General features: G+C 61.1%; 1 protein-coding gene. It reads right to left on the reverse strand.

Going from position 1 to position 21,371, the window contains the following annotated elements; translation table 11 throughout:
- Nucleotides 1-216 precede the first annotated feature (216 nt).
- Complete coding sequence (locus tag ACZ5WW_RS14345) at nt 217-21,201, reverse strand: autotransporter-associated beta strand repeat-containing protein (RefSeq protein WP_377171972.1); 20,985 nt, start codon at nt 21,199-21,201, stop codon at nt 217-219.
- Nucleotides 21,202-21,371 lie beyond the last annotated feature (170 nt).

Raw genomic sequence — 21,371 nt, forward strand, 5'->3', positions numbered from 1 at the left:
GGAATAGTAGGTAGGTCAGGCACATCGCCGAGCCCGGGAGGGCGCGGACTGGAATTTCACGAGCCTAGCCAAAACGTCACATAAAAGGCAACCTTTCCTTTGATTGCCCCTCTGTTTGTGTCCAGTCCCACGCCGTTTGTGACCTTTCCACGCACCATCCACCGCAAAACAGAAGGGATAATGTGCTGAATCCCCCCTGTATCCAGATTCGGGTGATCAGGCAGCCAGGCGACGACGGCGGCGCAGCAGCAGCCCCAGCAGCCCCAGCATGATCAGGAGCAGGCGCCCAGGCTCGGGCACCACCACCAAAATGCCATAGCTGTCAAAGAGGCTGGTGTCCCATGCCAGCCCTGCCGAGAAGCTGGTCAGGTCCTGCAGCTGCAGGTTGTTCGCCACACTGAAGGCTCCCATCGCAGACAGGGCGCTGTCGTCATGTGTCACCCCCAGCGTGCTCCAGTCCATCACATTGAAGACGCTGCCGTAAGTCACTCCGGAAAGATTGTTCAGAGACACCACCACCCGCTGGTCTGCTGTGCTGCTGCTGCCCAGAACGATCGTATCAGCGGCTGAGATGAAATCATGGCTGCCTGCATGCGTGTCATTCCAGCTCGTGCCCGCTCCTGTGTTCGCGATCCCGCCAATGCTCGAGACATAGTCTGCTGCCGTTCCGCTGGGATTGGCGTGGAACCACGCGGCAAATGCCGTGTCGGTCGAGTCCGCGGTGGTCAGGCTCAGATGGATCGAGCCCGTGTTCGCCACCGTCAGCGAGTTCGAGGCAGCGCTGAAGGTCAGCGTCGCATTGCCCGTGCTCGGATCACCATCTCCCGGAGCCAGTACACCACCGCTGCCGATGATCGTGCTGGTCGCGATCGTGCCAGAGCCCGAAAGCGTTCCGCCATTGCCCACGGTCACCGTGCTGGCGGTGATGCTGCCTGTTCCACCTGCGCCTACTTGCAGCGTGCCGCCATTGACCGTCGTCGCCCCGGTGGAAGCCTGCGTGCCACTGATGACCAGAGTCCCGCCGTTGACCGTCGTCGTGCCTGCGTAGGAGTTCGCACCGCTGAGCACCCAGGTGCCGCTGCCGGCCTTCACCACGCTGGTCGTGTTGGTGCCGCTGTTGTCCACGATGGCACCGCTGATTTCGCCCGTGCCCGTGGTGGACCCCTGGAGGGTGAGAACTTTGGAGCCCGCCCCCGTGGCCGTGAAGTCGCTCGTAAATTTCATGGCTCCTGTTCCAGACTGATCCAGCGTGGCGCCGCCCGTGGTACCAGCAAGGTTCACCACCCGGTCCGTCGTTTCGCCTGTCCCGGTGTAAACGAGGGCGCCTGCAGTGGCGCCTGAACCCATGTCGATGGTGCCGTTGGCAGCGTTGCTCGGTGTTCCCAGGCTGCTGCCAGCGCTTTGTGCAGGTGTCGCGACGCTGTTAAGGGAGGCCACGCTCAGTGTCCCCTCCTGGATGCTTGTCTTGCCGCTGTAGGTGTTCACCGCTGTGAAGATCAGTGTTCCTGCACCGACTTTGGTGATCGGGCCGCTGCCCAGAATCACACTGTTCACGGTCGTCGTGGTTGCCGCTGCGGTGTCAAATGTTCCGCCAGAAACACCGACCGTGATCCGCCGTGTGCTGGCGATCACCAGAGACGCCGTGGTCTGCAGCGTGCCTCCGTCCAGCGTGAGCTGGTCATCCACATTGCTGCCTGGCGCCGCTCCCAGATTGTTGTCCGCAGAGATGCTCAGCACCCCGCCTGTCACAGAGGTCTTGCCCGTAAAGGTGTTTGCTCCGCTCAAAATAACGGTGCCGCCGGTCGTCTTGCTCACACCCACGCTGCCAGCGAGGACGCCAGACACCGTGCCGCTCTGCAGGTCAAACGTCGTCGTGCTGGTCAGCGCCCCGCCACCGACAATGTCGAGGATGAAACCACCGCCAGTCAGTGAGACCCCGGCCACCGTCTCCGTGTAGCCGTTGAGGCGGAAGGTGCCTCCGGCAACAGTCAGCGTCATGCTGTCCAGAATCTGGCTGCTCTGCAGGAGTTTGAGGACGCCCGTGGTGTTCACGATGACGTTGCCAGACCAGGCGTTCGCAGCCGTTGCATTCAGATCCACCTCGCCCTGGTTCACCGTCAGGAGGCCGCTGGCCGTGTTGGCTCCGCTCAGCACCTGCGTGCCTGCACCTGTTTTGGTGAAATTGATCACGCCGGCATAGGCCAGCGGTGCCGCTGTCGTGGAGTCCGCGCCGACCGCGTACCCGTCCGCAATCACCCCGTTGAAGGCTCCGTTCGCATCACCGTTGCCAACCGTCAGTGTGTTGCTGGTGTTCGCACCCGCACCTGGCGTGCTGATCACATAGCCGCCCGTGGTGGAGTTGAGTCCGTTGATGGCCTGATTATAGCCGCCCAGATCGAGAGTTCCTGGAGCGAGGACCGTGGCGGAACCACCGATGGCCACACCGGTGGCGGTGCTGTCGCCGACGAGTGTGACGTCACCTTTGCCCGCACCGCTTGGCAGTGCATTCGTGGTGCCAAGCTTCAAGGTCCCCTCATTGATGATCGTGGAGCCGGAGTAGGTGTTGTTGCCGCTCAAGATCTGCGTGCCGCTGCCGATCTTGTTCAAGGAGATGTTCCCCTGAATAACACCCCCAAAGTTGTTCAGCCCTGTGGAGCTCACCCCGGCAGCTGCTGCGCCCAGCGTGTAGGGCGCCAGGTTGCTGCTGTTGTTCGAGCCCAGCGTGAGCGTGAAGAGCGTGCCCACCGTGTTGCGGACGGTTCCGGTACCCGCAAGGCCGTCAAAACTTTCCGCCGTTGCAGTGGCCCCTGTGCCCATCACATCAAAGATGCCTCCGCTTCTGACGACCACGCTGGAGGCATCACCGATCTGGTTGCCGCCCGCCCCTGTCAGATTCGCCACAGCCCCGCTGCCCACAATCAATGCCGCATATGGCACACCATTGCCATTGGTGGCCTCGCCCAGCGCCAGCACTGACGACTTGCCCAGATTGAGCACACCACCGACGACTTCGATGCTCAGGTTGCTGTTCGCTGTCGTGCCTGCCAGCGTCAGGGTTCCGAGCCCCGTTTTCTGCAGCAGACCGGTGTTGAGTCCCGTGGCGCTGGAAATGCCGGTAATGCCCTGCGCTGTCTGCGTCAAGGTCACCCCTGATGCGAGGTCGATGGCGGCAGATCCGTTGACAGTGATGCCAAAGATCAGGTTGTTGGTGGCCGTCTGGCGCAGGACGCCTCCGTTGAGGATGATGTTGGTGGCACCCGCCGTCGGGGTGCCCAGGTTCTGTCCCGTGGCGCTGCCGTTGCTGTATTCGACTGTTCCCGCATTGATGATGAGGGAGCCCGTGTAGCTGTTGGCACCTGCGAGCACCAATGTGCCGGCGCCCGATTTCGTCAGCGCTGTCGCAGTGCCTTTGACCACCGCATTAAGCGTCAGCCTGTTCGTGGAATTGTTCCCCGTTCCGCCGGTGAAGACGATGATTTCAGAGCCCGTGGCCCCAAGCTGAGTGCCCCCGGAAATGGTTGCACTTCCAAGGGTGTTGTCAAAGATCACCCCACCCGAGGTCAGAGCATTGGTGCCGTTGAGCGTCAGATTTGTGCCGCCCGAGCTGCCCACGAGTTTCAGTGTGTTGAAGCTGGCCCCAGAAGTGCTCAGCGTCACCGAGCCGCTGCTTAGGATGAAATTGCCAGTGGTGCTGTTGGCGGCGGCCGTGAGCGTGGTGTAGCTGCCAGCCGCCAGCGCGATGATGCTGTTGCTCCCAGACTGCACGGCCCAGTCAAGACCGTTAAACGTCGCATAACCGCCGATGATGCCGCCCGAATTGTTCGCTATCGTGGAGATGATGGTGTTGGCGCCGCCGGCCGTCGTGCTGGTGAAGTTCAGCGTACCACCATTGAGCGCCGCGCGGGTGAAGACGTTGCCCAGGTTGAGGTTCAGCGCCTGCGTGGCGTTGTTGTTGGTCAGCGCGATGGTATGCGCCCCCTGGTTGATCGTCAGGTTTCCAAACGCCTGCGTCAAAGCGAATGCTTTCGCAGCATCGTGAACGATCTCCAGGGTGCCGCCGCCACCGAGCGTGGCCGACCCCGCTCCAAAGGTCAGCGGCATAAGCGTCGTCTCAGCAATGAACCGATCCGTTGCCGCGGTGAAATTGACGGAATCCAGCTGCAGCTTGCCGCCATTGATCTGCATCGTGTTGGCAAATCCACCTGTCGCACCCGTGTAGGTGCCGTTGGCCCCACGCAGCGTCAGCGTTCCTGCGCCGAATTTGGTAAAAGTCCTGGCCGCCGTGTTGGTTCCGCCGTTGATCGCTCCCGTGATCACGAGCGTGCCGCCAGCGCCGACGACAAAATTGGGCGATTTATCGGCAGTCACCGTCAGCGTCCTTGTACTGGCTCCCGCAAGAACGATGGCGCCAGAAGTGCCCGGCTGCAGTATGAGCGTGCTGCTGCCCATCGTCAGCCCCCCGTTGGTGCCCAGCGAGCTGTCTCCATCGATGGTCAAAGTGGTGCTGTCACCGAGGGTCACCGCTCCGGAGAATGTCTTCGCCACACCACCGTTGCCAGCAGCGGAGAGGATGCTGAACAAGCTCGCCGTGCTGCTGTTGAGCGTGATACCGTTGGTGCTGTTGGTGATGTTGCCCAAAAAGATTGCGGCATGGCTGGTGCGTATGTGCAGCACAGCAGAAGCAGCGCGTGCATTCAGATCCAGTGTGCCGGCATACGTGATGGCCCCTTGGTTCGTGTTGTTGGCGATGCCGTCGCTGGTCTGGTCGCCCGACACCACAAAGGCAACAGTGCCCGTCTGCGTGTCCAGGATGCGGTTGGCCACCACGCGGTCGCCATTGACCGCACCAAACGTCACTGTATTAGCACCGCCGACGGTGATGGTTCCCGTGCCAAACGCGGCATCAGAGCCCACTCCCACCACGCTGGTGGACCCCGCCAGCGTCGTGTTCACCCCAGTGCCGCCGCTGTAGTTCTGCGTGGCGGTCACCGTCAGATTGCCGGGAGCCAGGTCCACACTGCGTGCTCCGGTCAGGGTGTTTTTGCCGGACAGCACCAATGTCGTCGATGGTGCATTGGTGCTTATCACAGGAGCCACGCCACCAAAACGGTAGGTGGAACCGTTCGGGGTCATTATGCCGGTGTAATACACCGCCTTGTTGGCGGGATTGAAGGCTGTGAGACGCATGTTCGTCACATTGCCCACACTGAAGTCCAGATTGTCACTGCTGTTCACATCCAGGGCAAAAGCACCGTTGGAGCTCGATGCCAGGCGGCTGTTCCAGAAAAGCAGGGGGTTCGTGGATCCCGCCATTCCAATGGCCGCAGGAGCACTGGCTCCATGAGTCACCGTGATCGTGCCGCTTGCGCCAAGGACCGCATTCGCGCTGGCAAAGTAGAGCATGCCTCCCGAAACAGTCACCGGCACCACCCCTGTGTTGTTCGTCCCGGTAAGAGACAATGCGCCGATGCCTGTGGTCATGGTAAAGCCACCACCGGAGCCAAAGATGAGGTTGCCGCTCAGGATGGCATCCACGATGGCTGAGCCGTTGCCAATATCCAGCGTGCGCACCGCCGTGCCGAAGTCGATGCTGTTCTGGAAATCCACCGTCCCGGCTGCAGCGACGTTTGCCCCGCCCTGCCCGAGCTGCAGCCTGGAGGCCGCAGGCACAAAGCTGGCCGCGCCCCACGTCAGAGTGGCCCCGGCACCGCCCAAGTTCACCACCGCAGTCGTGTTCGCAGTCTGGTTGCTGAAACCGCCGTTGCCCGTCCACTGGATCTGGTCAAACCCGGTTCCCACAGAACGGTAAACACCCCCAACGGTGCTGTTGATTTCCAGAATCGCGCGCTGCGTGCCGGTCGCAGCAAAGATCAGGTTGCCGCCCCCTGTGTTGGTCGAGTTCGGGGTCGCTCCACCCACGCCGCCACCCAGATCTGTCTGCGCATTCACGCGCAAAACGCCTCGGTTGATCGTGGTCGTGCCAGTGTAGGTGTTGGTCCCGGACAAACGGTAAACACTGGAGTCTCCTGATCCGCTCAGAATCAGGCTGGTGGCTCCGCCGTTGTCGCCAATGCTGAAAGTGAAGATTTTCACGCGGGCATCGGCACCCACCAGCGTCAGAGTGCGCGCCCCCATTCCGGCAAGCTGCAGCACATCGCCCGCCGTGCCGATGGTGTTGTCCTGCCCCGTGCTGCTCTGGGTGATCGTGCCACCGTTAAGCCCCAGCGTGAACACTCGGTTGATGGTCGAGTTGCCGCTGATCGTAAAGCCACCGCCATTGAGCGTGATGCCGCTGCTGCCCGCGATACGGTTCACACTGTCCACGGTGACCGTGCCGCCATTGATCACGATCTGTCCGTTGATGGCGTTCGTCGATGTGCTCAAGGTCAGCGTGCCAAGCCCGGATTTTGTCAGCGCCACATTGCCGGCCACCCCAGTGCCAGAAGTGATGACGCTGGCAATGGTCAGCGCATCCGCAGATGCATCCTGCCGGATGACCAGCTCTCCGCTAGTTGCCACAGTGCCGCCAGTGATGGTGGCCGTGGTTCCCGTTTTGATCAGGCCGCCGCTGGCAATGGTCAGCGTCTGTCCCGACCCAAGAGTGATGCCAAAAGCTCCGGCGATTTTGAGCGAGTTAATGGACACCGTGGTCTGCGCGGTCACAGCAGCGGTGTTGAGCTGGATGTCCTTGCCCGCCACCGAAGCGCCAAGTGTGGCACCACCTGCCGAAGTGGCAACGTTCGTGTCCGTGGAATAGTTGATGGCGCGGACGTAGCCCGTCGCATCATACACTGCGAAATCAACCCCGCCGAAGTAGAGACCGGCGTTCAGGAACTGGCCGGCTGTCGGCGCGGAGGTGAGGATCACTTTATTGACAGACGCAGAAGAGCCCGTTCCAGCCACCGCGAAGTTTCCGGTGGCTCCTGCAGTGCGCGTCGGCAGTGCCGCAAAAGTCAGCGTCGTGCTCTGGGCCGCAGTGCGGGTGGAAAGCACAACACCATCACCGACGCCAAAGGTGAGCGTTCCAAATGTCTGGCTCAGGGTTCCGGAAGCACCCGTGTTGTCCATGTTAAAGGTGCCGTTGCCACCAAAGGACAGTGCCGACCCCGAAGCCAGAGAGCCCGTCTGCCTGTTGAGCTTGAGAGTGCCGCCGCTCACTGTGGTCGTGCCGGTGTAGGTGCTGGCAGCAGTCAGGGTCAAAGTTCCCAGGCCGATTTTGGTCAGCCCACCGTTGCTCAGGCCGCTGGTGCCGGTGTTGCCGTTGCCCAGAGCCGTGGCGAAGGTGACGTTTTGTCCGTTGGTGTCGATGGTGCCTCCACTGGCTATGGTGATGCGGTTGGACAAATCCATAGTGATGCCCGAATAGCGCAGGATGCCTCCGTCCAGAATGAGGCTGCCGGTGGTGGTTGTCGGAATGCCCAGCTGGTTGCTGTTCGAAACCACCAGCGTGCCGCCCGCCAGCGTTGTGGTGCCCGTGTAGTTTTGTGCTGCGGTGAATTCCACCGTGCTGTTGCCGCCATAAATGCCCAGGCCGCTGCCATACGACCCATTGTCACCAATAATCACATTGTTCGCACCCGTGATCACATTCGCTGTGGCGATCTGCAGGTAGCCGCCGCTGCCTCCCAGCGTGGCGGTGGAGACCGCCGCCCAGGGAGCACCGCCACCAAAGCGATAGGTGCTTCCAGATCCCGCTGCCAAAGCTGAGCCGCTGAAAATGCGCGCACCCACAGCCCCCAGATACATGTCACTGCCGGAAACGCCTGTCGTGCCGGTGTTGTTAAAGTTCAGTGCATACACGCCGTGAGAGATGGCCTCCACCACGTCCTCGGCGTTGTCAGTCAGGGCGTTGCTCGTCACCAGGCCACCGGTGATCTTCAGGTAGAAGTTCACCCCATGGCTGGTCGTCTGGTCATCAAAGATGCCGCCGGTCTGCAGCACCACAGTGTTGAGCACTCCTGTCGCACGCAGCACACCTCCCGAGATGGTGATGGTCGGGCGCGTGGGATCGATCGTGAGATCCGTGCCTTCCGCCGCATTGGTCTGGGTGCCAGTCCAGTTCGAAAGGTCACCTGTCAGAACGAGGGTGCCCGCACCGCTCTTCACCAGGTTGATGTTGTTTTGGAAGCCGACGCTTCCGGTGCCATCCCAGCCGATGAGACCGCTGTAGGTGTCGGTCAGTCCTGCCCCGATGTTCAGGGTCAGCGTCGAATTGTTCACCGGGCTTCCGGCGCTCGTGCCGCCATCCGCACCGCCTACGATGCTGTTTGAAGTCCCCGTGCCGCTGGTGCTGAGGATGTTGGTGGATGTTGTCTGGTTGAACGTCTGCGAGCGCTGTGAGCCTGCTGTCGTCGTCCCGTCGGCATTGCCACCGATGACGATCTTGCCGCTGGTGGTGCCAGTGCCCAGAGTCACGCTGACCACATTGGAGTTAAGACGGTTGTCCCCTCCTGCGAGCCAGAGCGTGCCGTTCTGCACGGCCACGGCGCCCGTGCTCGTGCTCTGCCCGGACAGCCTCCAGCTCCCGCCTCCGTTCTGCGTGATCCTGGTGAAGCCACCTGCAGTCGCAGACCCACCGACAGCGTCGGAAATGACCCCGCCGATGCTGTTGCCGGTGCTGCTGCCACTCAGTACGATGGTGTCAAATTGCGCGCTCGTAAACCCGCTCATTCCGTTGGTCACATTACCCACGATGCTGACGGACGTCGTCGTCGGGTTCAGAGTTGTGGTCTGTCCTGTGCCAGGAGAAAGCGCCAGACTTGCCAGCTCCACCGTATAGCCGTTGGAACCGGTGAAATTCAGCGTACGCACGACTGCGGAAAGCTGAGTCAGAGCGCCAAACCTGACCACGCTGCCGGTCGTGGCGCCACCGTTGTTGCCCACATCAATGGTTGATCCAGACGTGGCGAGTGTGAGGTTGGTTGCCGTCCGGTCGATCGCCCCGGCGGTGTCATCACGATAGGAGAACGTGCCTCCTGAAAGCGAGATGGCTGTGGAGGAAGACAACGCGGCAGCACCGTTGATTTGAAGAATCCCTGCCGAGATGGTCGTGGTTCCGGAGTACGTGTTTGCCCCTGCCAGGATCCACCGCCCCGCCCCAGACTTGGTGAGAGAGGTGATGTTTGCACCGGTGCCACTGTCAGCAATGCTGCCATACAAGGTGTTGCTGCCCGTGCTGGTTCCCGTCAGAGTCATCGTACGAGCGCTGGCGGTGCCGGACATGGCGTAGGCCCCGGTATTGGTAAAGCTGACTGCACCTGTGCCCGAGCCGTCCAGTGAGAAGGAGCCCCCGACACTGAAGAGCCTGTCTGTGCTGGTGTCACCGCCAGTGTATTGGAAGGTGCCGCCGTTGAACACGAGATTGCCGGCGGCGTTCGTTGCAGCTCCGATGTTGCTGCCCACGCCGCCGTTTGCAAGGCTGGTGACGACCAGCGTGCCAGCCGTCAGAGTCGTGCTGCCGCTGTAGGTGTTGGTGTTCGTCACCGCCCAGGTCCCCGTTCCCTGCTTGACCAGCCCCACCGTGGTGCCCGTTCCGTCTGCCAGCAGAGTTCCGATGCTGCCCGCTCCTGCCGTGCCAGTGCCGCTGCCCTGAAGGTAGAGGAACGCGTTGCCCAGACCTCCCGTCACCGTCATGGCGTTGCTCGCGGTGAGAGTCAGCGTTCCCGCCGTCGTCCCCGAAGCATCAAAGCCGCCGCTGACATTGTTGAGAGTAAAGTTGCGGTCCGTGGTGCCTGCGGTCGTGCCGGTGTATTGCAAAATGCCGCCCCCGGCAGTCGTGCTGCCGAGCAGCAGGTTTGCGGCACTGTTGGAGGAAGCCCCAAGGGTGCCGTTCACACCTCCGTTGGTCAGCGTGGCCACGCTGAGCAGACCTCCCTGGATGTCTATTCCTCCGGTGAAGGTGTTTGCCCCGCTCAGTGTCAGAGTCCCAGTGCCTATCTTTGTCAGACCACCGCTTGTATTGGCCACCAGCGTTCCCACAGCCACAGAGGCTCCTGTTCCACCGCCACCAGACAGTGTCACCGTCGGCGCCACGGTATAAGTACCTGGATTGGTGATGACGATTCCCGTCACCTGTCCGCCGCTGATCAATGCATATCCCGAGGCAGGTGTGCCCCCGGCCACCAGCGTGCCACCTGTGAACTCCACGGCCGGGGCGCCCACATAGCCCGTCCCTCCCGTCACTGTCAGACTCGACTGCGCCACCCCGCTGCCCGTGGCTCCCTGCAAAACGTTGGAAAAGGTCACCGCAAAGCTGTTGGTGTCCACCTTCAGGCCGCCGGTAAAATTCTGCGAGGCATCCCCTGTCGCGGCAAAGTTGTTGATGGCCCCAAAATTGTTGCTGACCACCGTGTGATTGGCCGTTGAAGCAGGAATCACATTGGTCAGGGCTGCATTCGCCTTCAGCGTGCCGCCCGTGAAGTTAAAGTATTCACTGGTAGCACCGGTCGTTCCTACAAGCGCGGTGTTTGCACCCACGGCCAGCGTTCCAGCCGCCAGGTTCACAAAGCCTGAGATGCCTGTTCCCGGGGAGGAAAAACCAAAGGTGATTCCTTTCGCTGGTCCCGTGTTCACTGTGCCGCCTGCAATGTTCAACGTGCCGGAACTGTTCGCGTTCTGCATGGTGATCTGGAAGTTGTTGCTGGCACCGGACGTCCGGATGAAGCTGCCGCCCGGTCCCACCGTCATCTGCGCCAGCCCGGCATACGCGATGATGAAATAGTCTCCCGTGTTTTGTGTCAGCGTACCCGTGCCTCCCACATACAGCACCCCGACCGCCGAGCCACCTGGCGCATTCACGTCGAAACGGCCGGTGTTGAAATTGCCCCCGGTGATGTTGAGGTAACCGTATCCTGTCTTGGCAACCCACTGCGTGTCGGTTCCATTGGTAGGCACAATCGTCACCGTTCCAGCAGTCTGGTTCATGACCGCAACGCTGCCGACGGCGTTTGCCCCTGTCATGATGAAGCCGCTGTAGGTGCCGCTCAAGTTGACGATCGAAATGCCTGCGGAATCCCCGTACTTCAGCGCGGATGTGGAGGCACTGCCGGTCCAGGACCCGGTGAGGTTCAGCGTGCTCGCGTTGACGGTGGTGTTGCCGGTGTATGTGTTGGTGCCATCAAGAACCAGCGTGCCGCCTCCGTTCATGATCACCGATCCCGTGCCACTGATGTTTCCAAATCCCGTGCTCTGCGTGATCGTGTTGCTCCGGTTGAGCGTCAGCGTTCCGCTGTTTGCTATCCCGCCCGTGGGATCCAGCGACCCCACCGTGCCACCAATGCCCAGCTGCAGCGTGCCTGCCGAGATCGTCGTCAGCCCCGTGTAGGTGTTTGTGCCGCTGAGCACCAGAGTGCCCGCTCCAGCCTTGGTGAGTGAGCCGTTGCTCAAAATGGAGGAGATGGTGAGGTCTGCCGCAGCTGTGGTGCTGTCACCCACGGTGAACGTGCGCTGCGCCCCTTGAAGATTCAGATTCGCGACACTGATAAGGCCGCCAAGCGGGTTGTTCGTTGCCGTGTAGGTCACGTTGCCGCCGAGGTTGAGTGTGCCACCCGAACCCGCGATCACTGGAGCGCTTGTGGCTGCCAGTCCGCCAAGCGTGATGCCGCTGGCCGCAAAGGTGTTGCTGCCGATGTCGATGGTCGAGGTGCTGGCAGTTGCAGCTGTCACATTCAGCGTCCCCAGGCTCGTGCTGCTGGCATTGGTAAGGCTGATCGTTCCTGTGCCGGTCTGGCTGATTCCAAAGCCAGCACTGCCGGCAATGAGGCTGTTGATGGTAATAGCACCGCTGTTGAAAGTCAGCACTGCACTGCCATTCAGGGTGTTGGTGGCTGTGTCGCCATAGGCTCCGGAGAGAGTCTGCGCCCCGTCCACAATCAGTGTGGCCGTTCCGGAAAGAGTGAGCCCCGTGGTGGTGGGCAGAGCATTGGTGACAGTGAGCAGGCGCAGGGTGCCACCGCTCAGGATGGTGGCACCGCCATAGGTGCTGGCCGCACCCAGAGTCAACGTGCCGATTCCGCTCTTTGTCAGCCCACCCGTCCCGCTGATGACACCTGTGCTTATCGTGGTGTTCCCTGCACCTGCGATGGTGAGCGAATTGCCGCCGTTGGTCACATTGCCGGTCACGGTGAAGAGATTGCTGGTGGAGTTGTTGGTCCACGTTTGCGCCGCACCCAGCGTGAGCGCGCTGTTGATCGTCACCGCCCCTGCGGCGGCATCAATGCTGATGCCCGTGCTGCTGCTGGTCGGCGTGATGGTGAGCACACTGCCGGAGATGGAAACAGCATTCACGCTGCTGGCATCAAACGACAAGGTCCGTATCCCGATGCTTGAGCCCAGGATGGTATCGACCGGCCCAAGGGGCACGCTTGGGTTCGTCGTGTAAAAGTGCACGTCTGTTCCATCGTCTGGCAGCGCATTGGTGTCCACGTTGCCCGTGGCGTCCGTCCGCCAGTTGGTGGTCACTCCGCTCCCAAAAGTGTTCCAAGTATTGTTGATCGCCCCCGACCAGTACGCGGTGGCAGGCGCAGCAGCTGTCACGAGCAGTTGCAGCATGCCGTCAGACACCTGCAGCGCACCCGAGTGAATCGTGTCCACACCCGTGAAATTGCCCAGGATCAGATTGCTCAGCGTGAGCGTGCCAGTGTACCCGTTGATGAGTGTGTAGCTGCCGACCGCGAGCGTGGCCAGTGTGTTGATGTTGATCTGCGTGTTCGCCCCGAGATTCGGCAGAAGACTTGTGATGATCAGGTCATTCACACCGCCTCCGGGCGTCGTGCTTCCGCCCAGGTCAAAGTTCAGACTGCTGAAATTGCCTGTCGTCAGGGTTCCGTTGATCGTCAGTGTGCCAACTGCGCCGGCTGTGCCGGGAGTGAGCACCGCTCCTTGTGCGAAAGAAGTGGCACCGTTTGTCGCCAGTGTCACCGACCCTCCAATGGTGCCAGTGCCACCCAGCGTGCCCTGGAGTCCCTGTGTGGCACCACCGTTCACCGTGTACGCATTGTTCGCCGCAGACGAGCCATTGATGAGCAGCGTCCCGCTGTTGATCGTGGTCGCACCCTCGTTGGTGTTGGCACCGGAAAGAGTCCAGGTCCCGGTGCCCTGCTTGGTGATGGCCGTATAGCCACCCGCAGCCAGAGAGCCGCCTGCGGCATCCGCGATGCTTCCGGAGATCGAGCCTGTGCTGACACCGTCGAGCACCAGGGTGTTACCTTTGCCCGCCGTCACCGTCATGGCGTTGGAGACACCGCCTGTGATGGCCACTGGGACATTGGCCACCAGAGTCGTGGCCACCCCTGTGGTGCCGCTGGACAGCGCGATGCTGGTGAAGCTCGCACCGTAGCCATTGGCACCATTGATCGTCAGTGTGCCGATGCTGTTGGCCGTGGTGCTGTTGGTCAGAGCTCCAAAAGCCACCGTGTTGCCAGTGGCGGCCAGCACTCCGGCATTGCCCAAGTCGATGATCCCCAGCGCATTGTTGGCGTTGAGCGCCACATTGTTGCCAAAGGTGATGGTGCCATTGCTTGTGCCACCGTTGTCGTTACGGATCTGGAGAGTCGCCGCAGTGGTGGTGCTCGTAAAAGTCAAAGCGCTGCCGGCCGCGCCAAGATTGGTCACCGTGTTCACCCGCGCGATGCCACCGGCACCGCTCAGGGTCAGGGCGCTGAAGGGATTAGTGCCACCCGTGATGCCCGTCATGTCCAGGAAGCCGGTGCCTGCATAGGTGAGTGTAGGTGCGGCGGCCGTGCCTGTCACGTTGCCCACGATGGTCGTGCCAGATCCGCTGAGAGTCAGCGCTCCGGTGCCCGCCTGAAAATCAATCGCTCCCAGGTTGACCGTACCCGAGGCATTGTTGGCGATGGTGTAGGTGGCACCCGAGGTCACCACACTGAAGCCGTTCGTGAACGTCATCCCATAGTTGCTGCCGCTCGTGAGCGTGAGCGTCTTGGCCGTGGTGGTCAGTGTCGTCACAGCCCCGCCAAAGGTGACGGTCCTGCTGAGATTGCCGCTCGTTGCCGCGTCCACGTTGATCGTAGGGCTGTTGGTGGCCACGGTGATCGGGTTGACCACGCTCAGGTTGGAGTCCGTCCGGATGTCCAGAGTTCCGTTGGTCAGAGCGATGGTGTTGGTCGTCGCCCCAAAGTTGGCTGCGGTGCCGTTGGTAATGATCCGCAGGGTGCCGGAGCCGCTAAGGTTCAGGCCGCCGCTGTAGTTGGTGGTGGTGGTCGCTGTCGGAGTCACCTGCAGGATGCCGGTGCCGCCGTAGGTCAGCGTCACGGTTCCACTGCCGTTGCTCACATCACCAACCGTGGTGAAGCCAGCTCCGTTGACCGTGAGTGTCGCGGCTCCCGTTGTGGAAGAACTCACACTGCCCAGATCAACAATGCCCGGCAGCGCCAGGTTGTTCGTGATGGTTGTTGCCCCCCCTATCGAGCCGTTCAGATCAATGCCGCCTGAAAACACAACGCTCGCCGCACTGCTCGCCACAGAAGCCGACGATGAGGCGACCCCGCCAATCCCGTTGATGGCAATGGTCTTGCCGGCAGCAGTCACCTTCAATTGCGCCAGAGTAAAAGTCACAGGCGTCGAGCTGCCGTTCACTCCGGTGCCGCCCGGAAGCTGCCCCACATTGATCCCGGAGCCCTGGGCGGGAGCTGCGCCTGTTGCCAGAAGTTGCAAAGGATTGTTATACGTGACGTTGCTGTCGCTGCGAAGTTCCAGTGTGCCGCCATTGAACACCACCGTGTTCGTGCTGGCGCCCAGCCCATAGGCATTGGTCACGCGGGTCACGCCGTTGTTCAGCGACAGGCCGCCGGAAAAAGTGTTGGCGCTGGTAGCCCCGCTAAGATCCAAGATGCCCGTGCCGCTGTACGTGATGGCCGTCAGCGCCGTGGCCGTGGCCGAATCCGTCACATTTCCCAAAACGGTCACACCGCTTCCAGCAATCGTCAGCGTCTGTGTGGTGGCTGCGGTGGTGTTCGTGCTGGTCACATTCCCCAGATTCAGCATGCCTGGAAGCAGCAGATTGTTCGTGACGGTAAATATCGCCGCTCCCGCAAGGTTGAGTGAAACACCGCCAAAAGTGACCGAGTCACCGCTGTTGTTGTTGCTGTTGCTGATGCCGCCGATCGTCAGTGCGTTGGCAGTGATGCCCTGGAAGGTGAGCTGGCCAAACGTGAAGAGATTGCCATGCCCTCCGGAGCCATTGATCGCCTCACCCACATACAGCCTGTTGTTCGCCGCTGTAGCGTTGTTGATGATGAAGCTGTTGGCGTAGGTCACGCTGGAGTCATTGCGCACTTCCAGGGTGCCAAAGTTGTTGCCGCTGAAAGTGACCGCGCCGCTTCCCAGCGCATACTGCGTCGTGACACGCACCGTCATGGCGGAGTTCGCGTCAGAGGCGGCTGTGGCAGCATTGTTAAACGTCAGCCCCCCGCTGTAATTGGTGCTCGCAGTCTGGCCTGCCAGAGTCATGAGGTTGTTGCCCGTGTAAAGTATGCCCAGCGTGGTCCCTGCCGCCTGGACAATGTCACCCGTGATGATGGTCACCGACTGCGCATTGCCCGCCGACCCGATGGTCAGTGTATGGGCTCCAAGAGAACCTGCCGTGCTGATGCCATCGATGGTGAATGCGCCCGCAGTTCCGGTTCCTGCATTTGGGACAGCAAATTGGGCCACAGAAGAGGCTCCGATGCCGTTGGTAATCGTCGTGGCGGTGCCGGCATTGAGGATCAAGCCTGCGACTCGCAAACCATAGCCTGTGATCGGATTGGTGCCGTTGAGGTTGCTGCCCACTCCAAGAGCATTGGTCACCGTCAGCGTCTGCCCGGACACGGTCTCTGTGATCGCCCCCAGCGTCATCACCTGCCCGTACCCTGTGCCATTGATGGCGCGGTCCACATTGATCTTGAGCGCTGCGTTGCCCCAAGTGATTGCATTCCCGAAATTCAGCGATGAATCCGAGCGCAGGTCCAGCTGCCCCGCTGCAGTCCAGTTGATCGTGTTGGCGCTGCCGCCAAAAGCATTGGCGCTGGTGCCCCGGATGATGCCAGTGGAGGTAATGTTCATGCCACCGGTGAAGCTGTTGTTCCCGCCGAGCGACCAGCCGCCCGACCCGGCGATCGTCAGCGTGAGGGCACCGCCCCCGGATGCGTTGCCGATGTTCCCGTTGAACTGGTTGATCGTGGCCACCGACCCGCTGCCCGTGATGCCGCTGACCGTGCCTCCGCCAGGCGCCGTTGCACCCGCAGTGCCGCCCAGTGTCAGTGTCTTGGCACCCGTGCCATCCATCAGCAGGTTGCTGTTGATCACCAGCATGCCGGGGGTGCCGTTGATACCGTTCACACCGCTGGCAGTGATGGTGGCACTGGACTGGCCGCTCAGGTTAAACTGGCGGTTGTTCAAAATCATGTTTGTGGCTCCGGTATAGGTCATCTGGACGGTGTCTCCAGCGGTTGCGGTGCCAAGGTTGATCTTGGTTCCTGCAGTATCTGCCAGCGCAAGCGCCAGGGTCAGCACATTGGCGCCCGAAGCGCCGGCTGTGTTGATCGTCAAATCTCCGGTAAAGGCAAGGCTGCCAGCGCCCGTCAAATCACCCAGTGTGATGGCTCCGGTGCCGGTTTTGATGAGGCTCAGCGCGCCTCCGGTGTTCTTGATGGTTCCGGTAAAGGTGCCGGCGCCATTGCCGGCACCGATGGTCAAAGATGCCGTTCCAGCATTCGTGTTGTCGATGATCGCCGCAGGGCCGCCGTTGAAAGCACCGACGTTCACATTGTTGCCATTGAGGTCCAGAGTTCCCCCGTTCTGAGTCAGCGCCGTGTTGCTCGCTGCAGCGCCGAATCCCGTAATGCCTGAGGCAAGCTGCACGGTGCCGCTGTTGATGTAGGTGATGCCCGTGTAGGTGCCCACGGTGGCCAGCAGGCTGGAATTTCCCAGCACCGTTGTGCCAGTGCTGAGGCCCCCGATAGTCAGGGTTGAAATGCCCGTGCCCTGAATGATCGGAGCCTGGATGCTCAGCGTACTGCTGCTGTAGTTGTTAATGACGAGGTCAGAGTTTGTGGCGGTGGCGCTCTTCAGGCCGCTGCTCGCACTGGTGCCGGTGATCGTGTAGGCGTTCGCCCCTGTGAAAAGAATGCCCCCCTGGGTCAGCGTCAGCGTGTTGGCGCCCAGCGCCAGACTGCCGCCGGCCCCACCAGGGCTGATCATGAGAGAGTTTGTCGTCCGGGCCCCGCCCAGTGTGGTAAGTGCGTTGGTGGCGATCTGCGAATTGCTCGTGTCCGTGCCAGCGGTGAGCGCCAGAGCCGCATACTTCACCGCTGCGAGCGCAGACCCATTGGTCACTGAAATCGTCGCACCTCCCGAGGCTGCATTCGTTGCCCAGTTATAACTGGAGCCATCATAGAAAACGACGTTGCGCCCGGTGGTTGCCGCCGTGTTCAAGGCGGAGCCAATCGTCACCGTGGCGTTTGTCGGAGCGCTGATCAGCAGCTGTCCGCCCGCATTCGTCGCCGTAATGGCTCCGGTAAAGGCCAGCGTGGTGGTGCCGGCACCGTTTGGCGTGAGCACGATCTGGTCATAACCAGCCTGCACAGCGAGCGTGGACAACGTCTGGCTGGTGTTTCCCGTGGCTGCCCCCTTGATGCTCAATGCGCCGCCGCTCACTGCTCCCGCACTCGCGGCCCCGAGTGTGAGAGCTGCGCTTTGCAGGAGGTTCGTGGCCGTGCTGATCCCGGTGAAATCCAGCGCCAGCGTGCCGCCATTCACTGTGACGGCACCGTTCGTGTTGCTGGCGGCATACGCAGCAGGTCCGCCAACAGTCAGCGTGCCCGTGCCGCTCTTGGTCAGCGTACCAGTGGCCAGTGTCAGCGCTGTGGTGATGCCGGTGCTGCCTGTGCCATCCACCTTGGCATTAAAAGTGCCCGTCAGCGTGGGGATGATCAGCGCCCCGGTGCCCCCGATGCGGTTCACCAAGACCGATGCACCCGTCTGTGTGAATGTGCCCGTGTTGATCGAGTAATTGTTGTCGCTGGTGAAGTAGGAGGTGAATGCACCTGACGAGACACCGTTCAAAGTCATGGTCTGCCCCGTCCCCGCCCCCCCAACCGCCCGGTCCGCATTGATGTAAGAGTTGCTTGCACCGAGAGTGATGGGGGCCGTCAGTGTAAATCCCGTGTCACCACGCAGATCCAGCACCCCGCTGTTCACGTTCACTTTGGCATTGGCGCCGCCCAGCGCCCCGGCCACCGTGGTGCGCGTGATCCCGTTGGTCATGGTGTAAATGTTGACCGTGCTGCCGGTGTTCCATGTGGAGCTGGAGTCTGCGGTCAAAGTCACGGTTCCAAGACCGCTTTTGGTGATCGTGTCAGCAGATGTACCCGCAGCCGTGTAGGTGATCGCGCCGGAAATCTTGTAATCACCCGTGCCACCAAGAACGATGGCCGCCGTCTGAGTCGAAGGATTAAAGAAGGTCAGCCCGCCGGCCAGCTCGACATTCCCGTTCCCGGAAATGCTGGGGATGTAATTCCACAAAGTGTAGCTGAGCGCTGCTGTCTGCGAAGCGATGCCCACCTTCACGGCAGACGAAGCGCCAAACTTGAGCGAGTAACCATTCGCTCCCATGAACAGGTCCGACCAGCCGCTGTCCTGAAGAGAAAGCCCGCCGCCGAGGGTCATTGTGCCATTCGTTCCTGAGCCGTTGTTGTCCACATTGAACACGGTGGTGATCGAGCGGCCAAGTCCATGAGTGGAAAAGTCCAGAGAGCCATTGTTACGCAGATCCAGCCCGATGACGTTGTTGTTCGGCAGACCGGAGCCGGTGTTGTTGAACGTCAGATTCCCGGTGCCCGTTCCGAGCGCTGTGGTAAGCTTGAGAATACCCGCGGTCAGCGTGAGCGTTCCGTTGAAGGAATTGGCTGCACCACTGAGCGTGAGTGTTCCCAGGCCCGTCTTTGTCAGCGCGAGAGCTCCTGTGCCTTCGGTCAGGCTCCCGGAGATCACGGAGTCCCCGTTGCCAGCAATCGTCCACGTCGCTGCGGCCGTGTTGGTCAGTCCTCCGGCATAGGTGATCGTTCCGTTGCCGATGTTGCTCAAGGTCGTGGCAGCAATCGCGGTCGTCCCGGCACCGCTGAAGGTGATCCCGTAGCTGTGGTTCGTGTCAAAGCTGAAGGTCAGACCCGTCGTCAGTGATGTTAATGAACCTAGCGTGAGCAAATTTCCCGTGTTGGAGCTTCCGATCTGCGGTGCCGCCACGAACGTCCCGCTGGCCGTCTGCAAAGTCAGGTTGTTCGCAGACCAGTTGGTGCTGGCATTGTTGCGGACCTCCGTCATCCCACCCGCCACTCCGATGGTGGAACCACCGATGGAAGACGTGGAACCGTTGATGCGTGTGGTCCCCGCCGTCGTGTTCAATATTCCCTGCGTTGTGCTGGACCAGCTTGAGTTGTTGCCAGAGAAAACCACCACGCCAAGATTGCTCTTGGTGATGTTGAGCGGGATGTTGGCTGCGCTGCTCGTCTTGATGTCTCCTGCGAAAACATAGTCGCCATAGCCAGCCAGGACCAGGGCTGCCGTCCCCGTGGTGACGGTCGTAATGGCATTGGTGCCGTTGCCGATGGTGATCGTCCCGGGCGAGTAGCCTGCTGCCGTGTAGCCAGGGGCGCCAAGATAGTTGTTCAGAGTTACTGTCTTCGCTCCGGTCACGGTCATCAGGCCGGTGGTCAGGTTGTAGCCATGATCTCCAACGACGTTCAGAGCAAAGGTGCCGTTGGCGGCGAATGTTCCCAGCGTGATCGTCTGCCCTGCGGCTGTTCCGCCTAGGGTGTGGTCAATGAACAGCGTGCTGGTGGCGGTGATGCCGCTCACGTTTCCCCAAGTCTTGCTCGTGTCGCTGCGCAGCTCCAGCTGGCCACCTGCAAAAGCGATTGCCGAAGATGCGCTCAGCGCCCCTGCTCCGTTGATCCTCAGAGTGCCCGCTGTGGCCGTCGTCGCACCCGTGTACGTGTTGTTCGCATTCGTCAGCACCCAAAGGCCCATGCCTGTTTTGTTCACGCCAGTCGTGGTCGTATTGTTCACGATCTGCCCGGCAAACGTGTTGATGCCCGTGTTGAAACCGGTCAGCGTCAGCGTCTTGGCACCGCTGCCGCTTGCCACCAGGTTTGAATTGATCGTGATGCTGTTCGCAGCCACGAGCGAAGCGCTGTCGATCGTTCCGCCACCCGTGGTGCCCGCAAGTTCGATGCTCCGGTTGTTCAGGGTCAGCGCCCCGGTGGCACCCACATTCCACTGCAGGCCCCCCGTGGTCCCAGCCGAACCGAGCCGGACGTTGCCATTCCCTGCGCCGTCCAGCAGAGTGCTCAGTGAAACCGTGCCCGATTGTGCCCAGAGGATGCCCGTGTTGTTGTTGCCGGTGTTGAGAAGGTACGTTGTCCCGGCGTTGGCCACTGCCAGCGTCCCGGCCCCTGTCACCTGCCCCAGCACCACCTGTGCGGCAGCCCCGTTTGAAGAAAGCAGCGCCACGGCCCCGCCGGTGTTGCCAAGCGTGATCGTACGCCCCGCCCCCAATGTCACAGGGGCATTGAACATCAGGCCCGCAGCCAGACTGCCGTTGAATGTGATGTCATTGGCCGCATTCCCAAGATTGGCATCGGCAAAAATGCCCAGTGTCCCGGAGCTGATGTTGATGTTGCCACTGAAGGTGTTGGCCCCGGAAAGGACCAGCGTGCCTGTCGTGGTACTGCTGAGATTCAGCCCGCTGGAGCCGGCAATCACAGCACTGATGGTATCAGCACCGGCTGCGTTGACCGCAATGGACGCCGCCCCCGCGAGCGTCAGCGTGTTGCTTCCCGCCGTGCCATCTCCCGTGATGTTGAAGCCTGAAGCACCTACGCTCTGGCCAAAGGTGAGAGATCCCAGAGTAACAGGAGAGCCCAGTTGCACAACGCCCCCCAGCCCCATGAAAACAGCGGTGTCGCCGCTTGTGAAAGTGGCTGGAGCTTCCGTGACGTTTCCATCCCACCAGTAGGGCAGACTTGTGTTCCATATCCCGGAACCGCCCAGACCGGCACCTGTGGTCAGGCTGTTGCCTGGCAGCACACCATCCGCATCCCAATACAAGGTCGCTGCAGTCAGCGGCTGGCCTACCTGCCAGGAGAACATCAACAACATCATCAGCGCGCTGATAAATGAACGATGTACGCGTAAAAAATTCATAATGATTTAATTTGAGGGGGAAGGTCGATGCTAAAGGAATTGGCAACCCAAAGGCAAGAAAATCTTTGTCCTTCACTGAGGGATGAGCCAATTGGCGACTCGTCTCAAAAGTCTCAAATTTTGACTTAAGAATCAATAGGGCCGTTCTTCTTCCGACCCCAGGCTGGCTG

It is taken from the genome of Prosthecobacter fluviatilis (assembly GCF_055388355.1).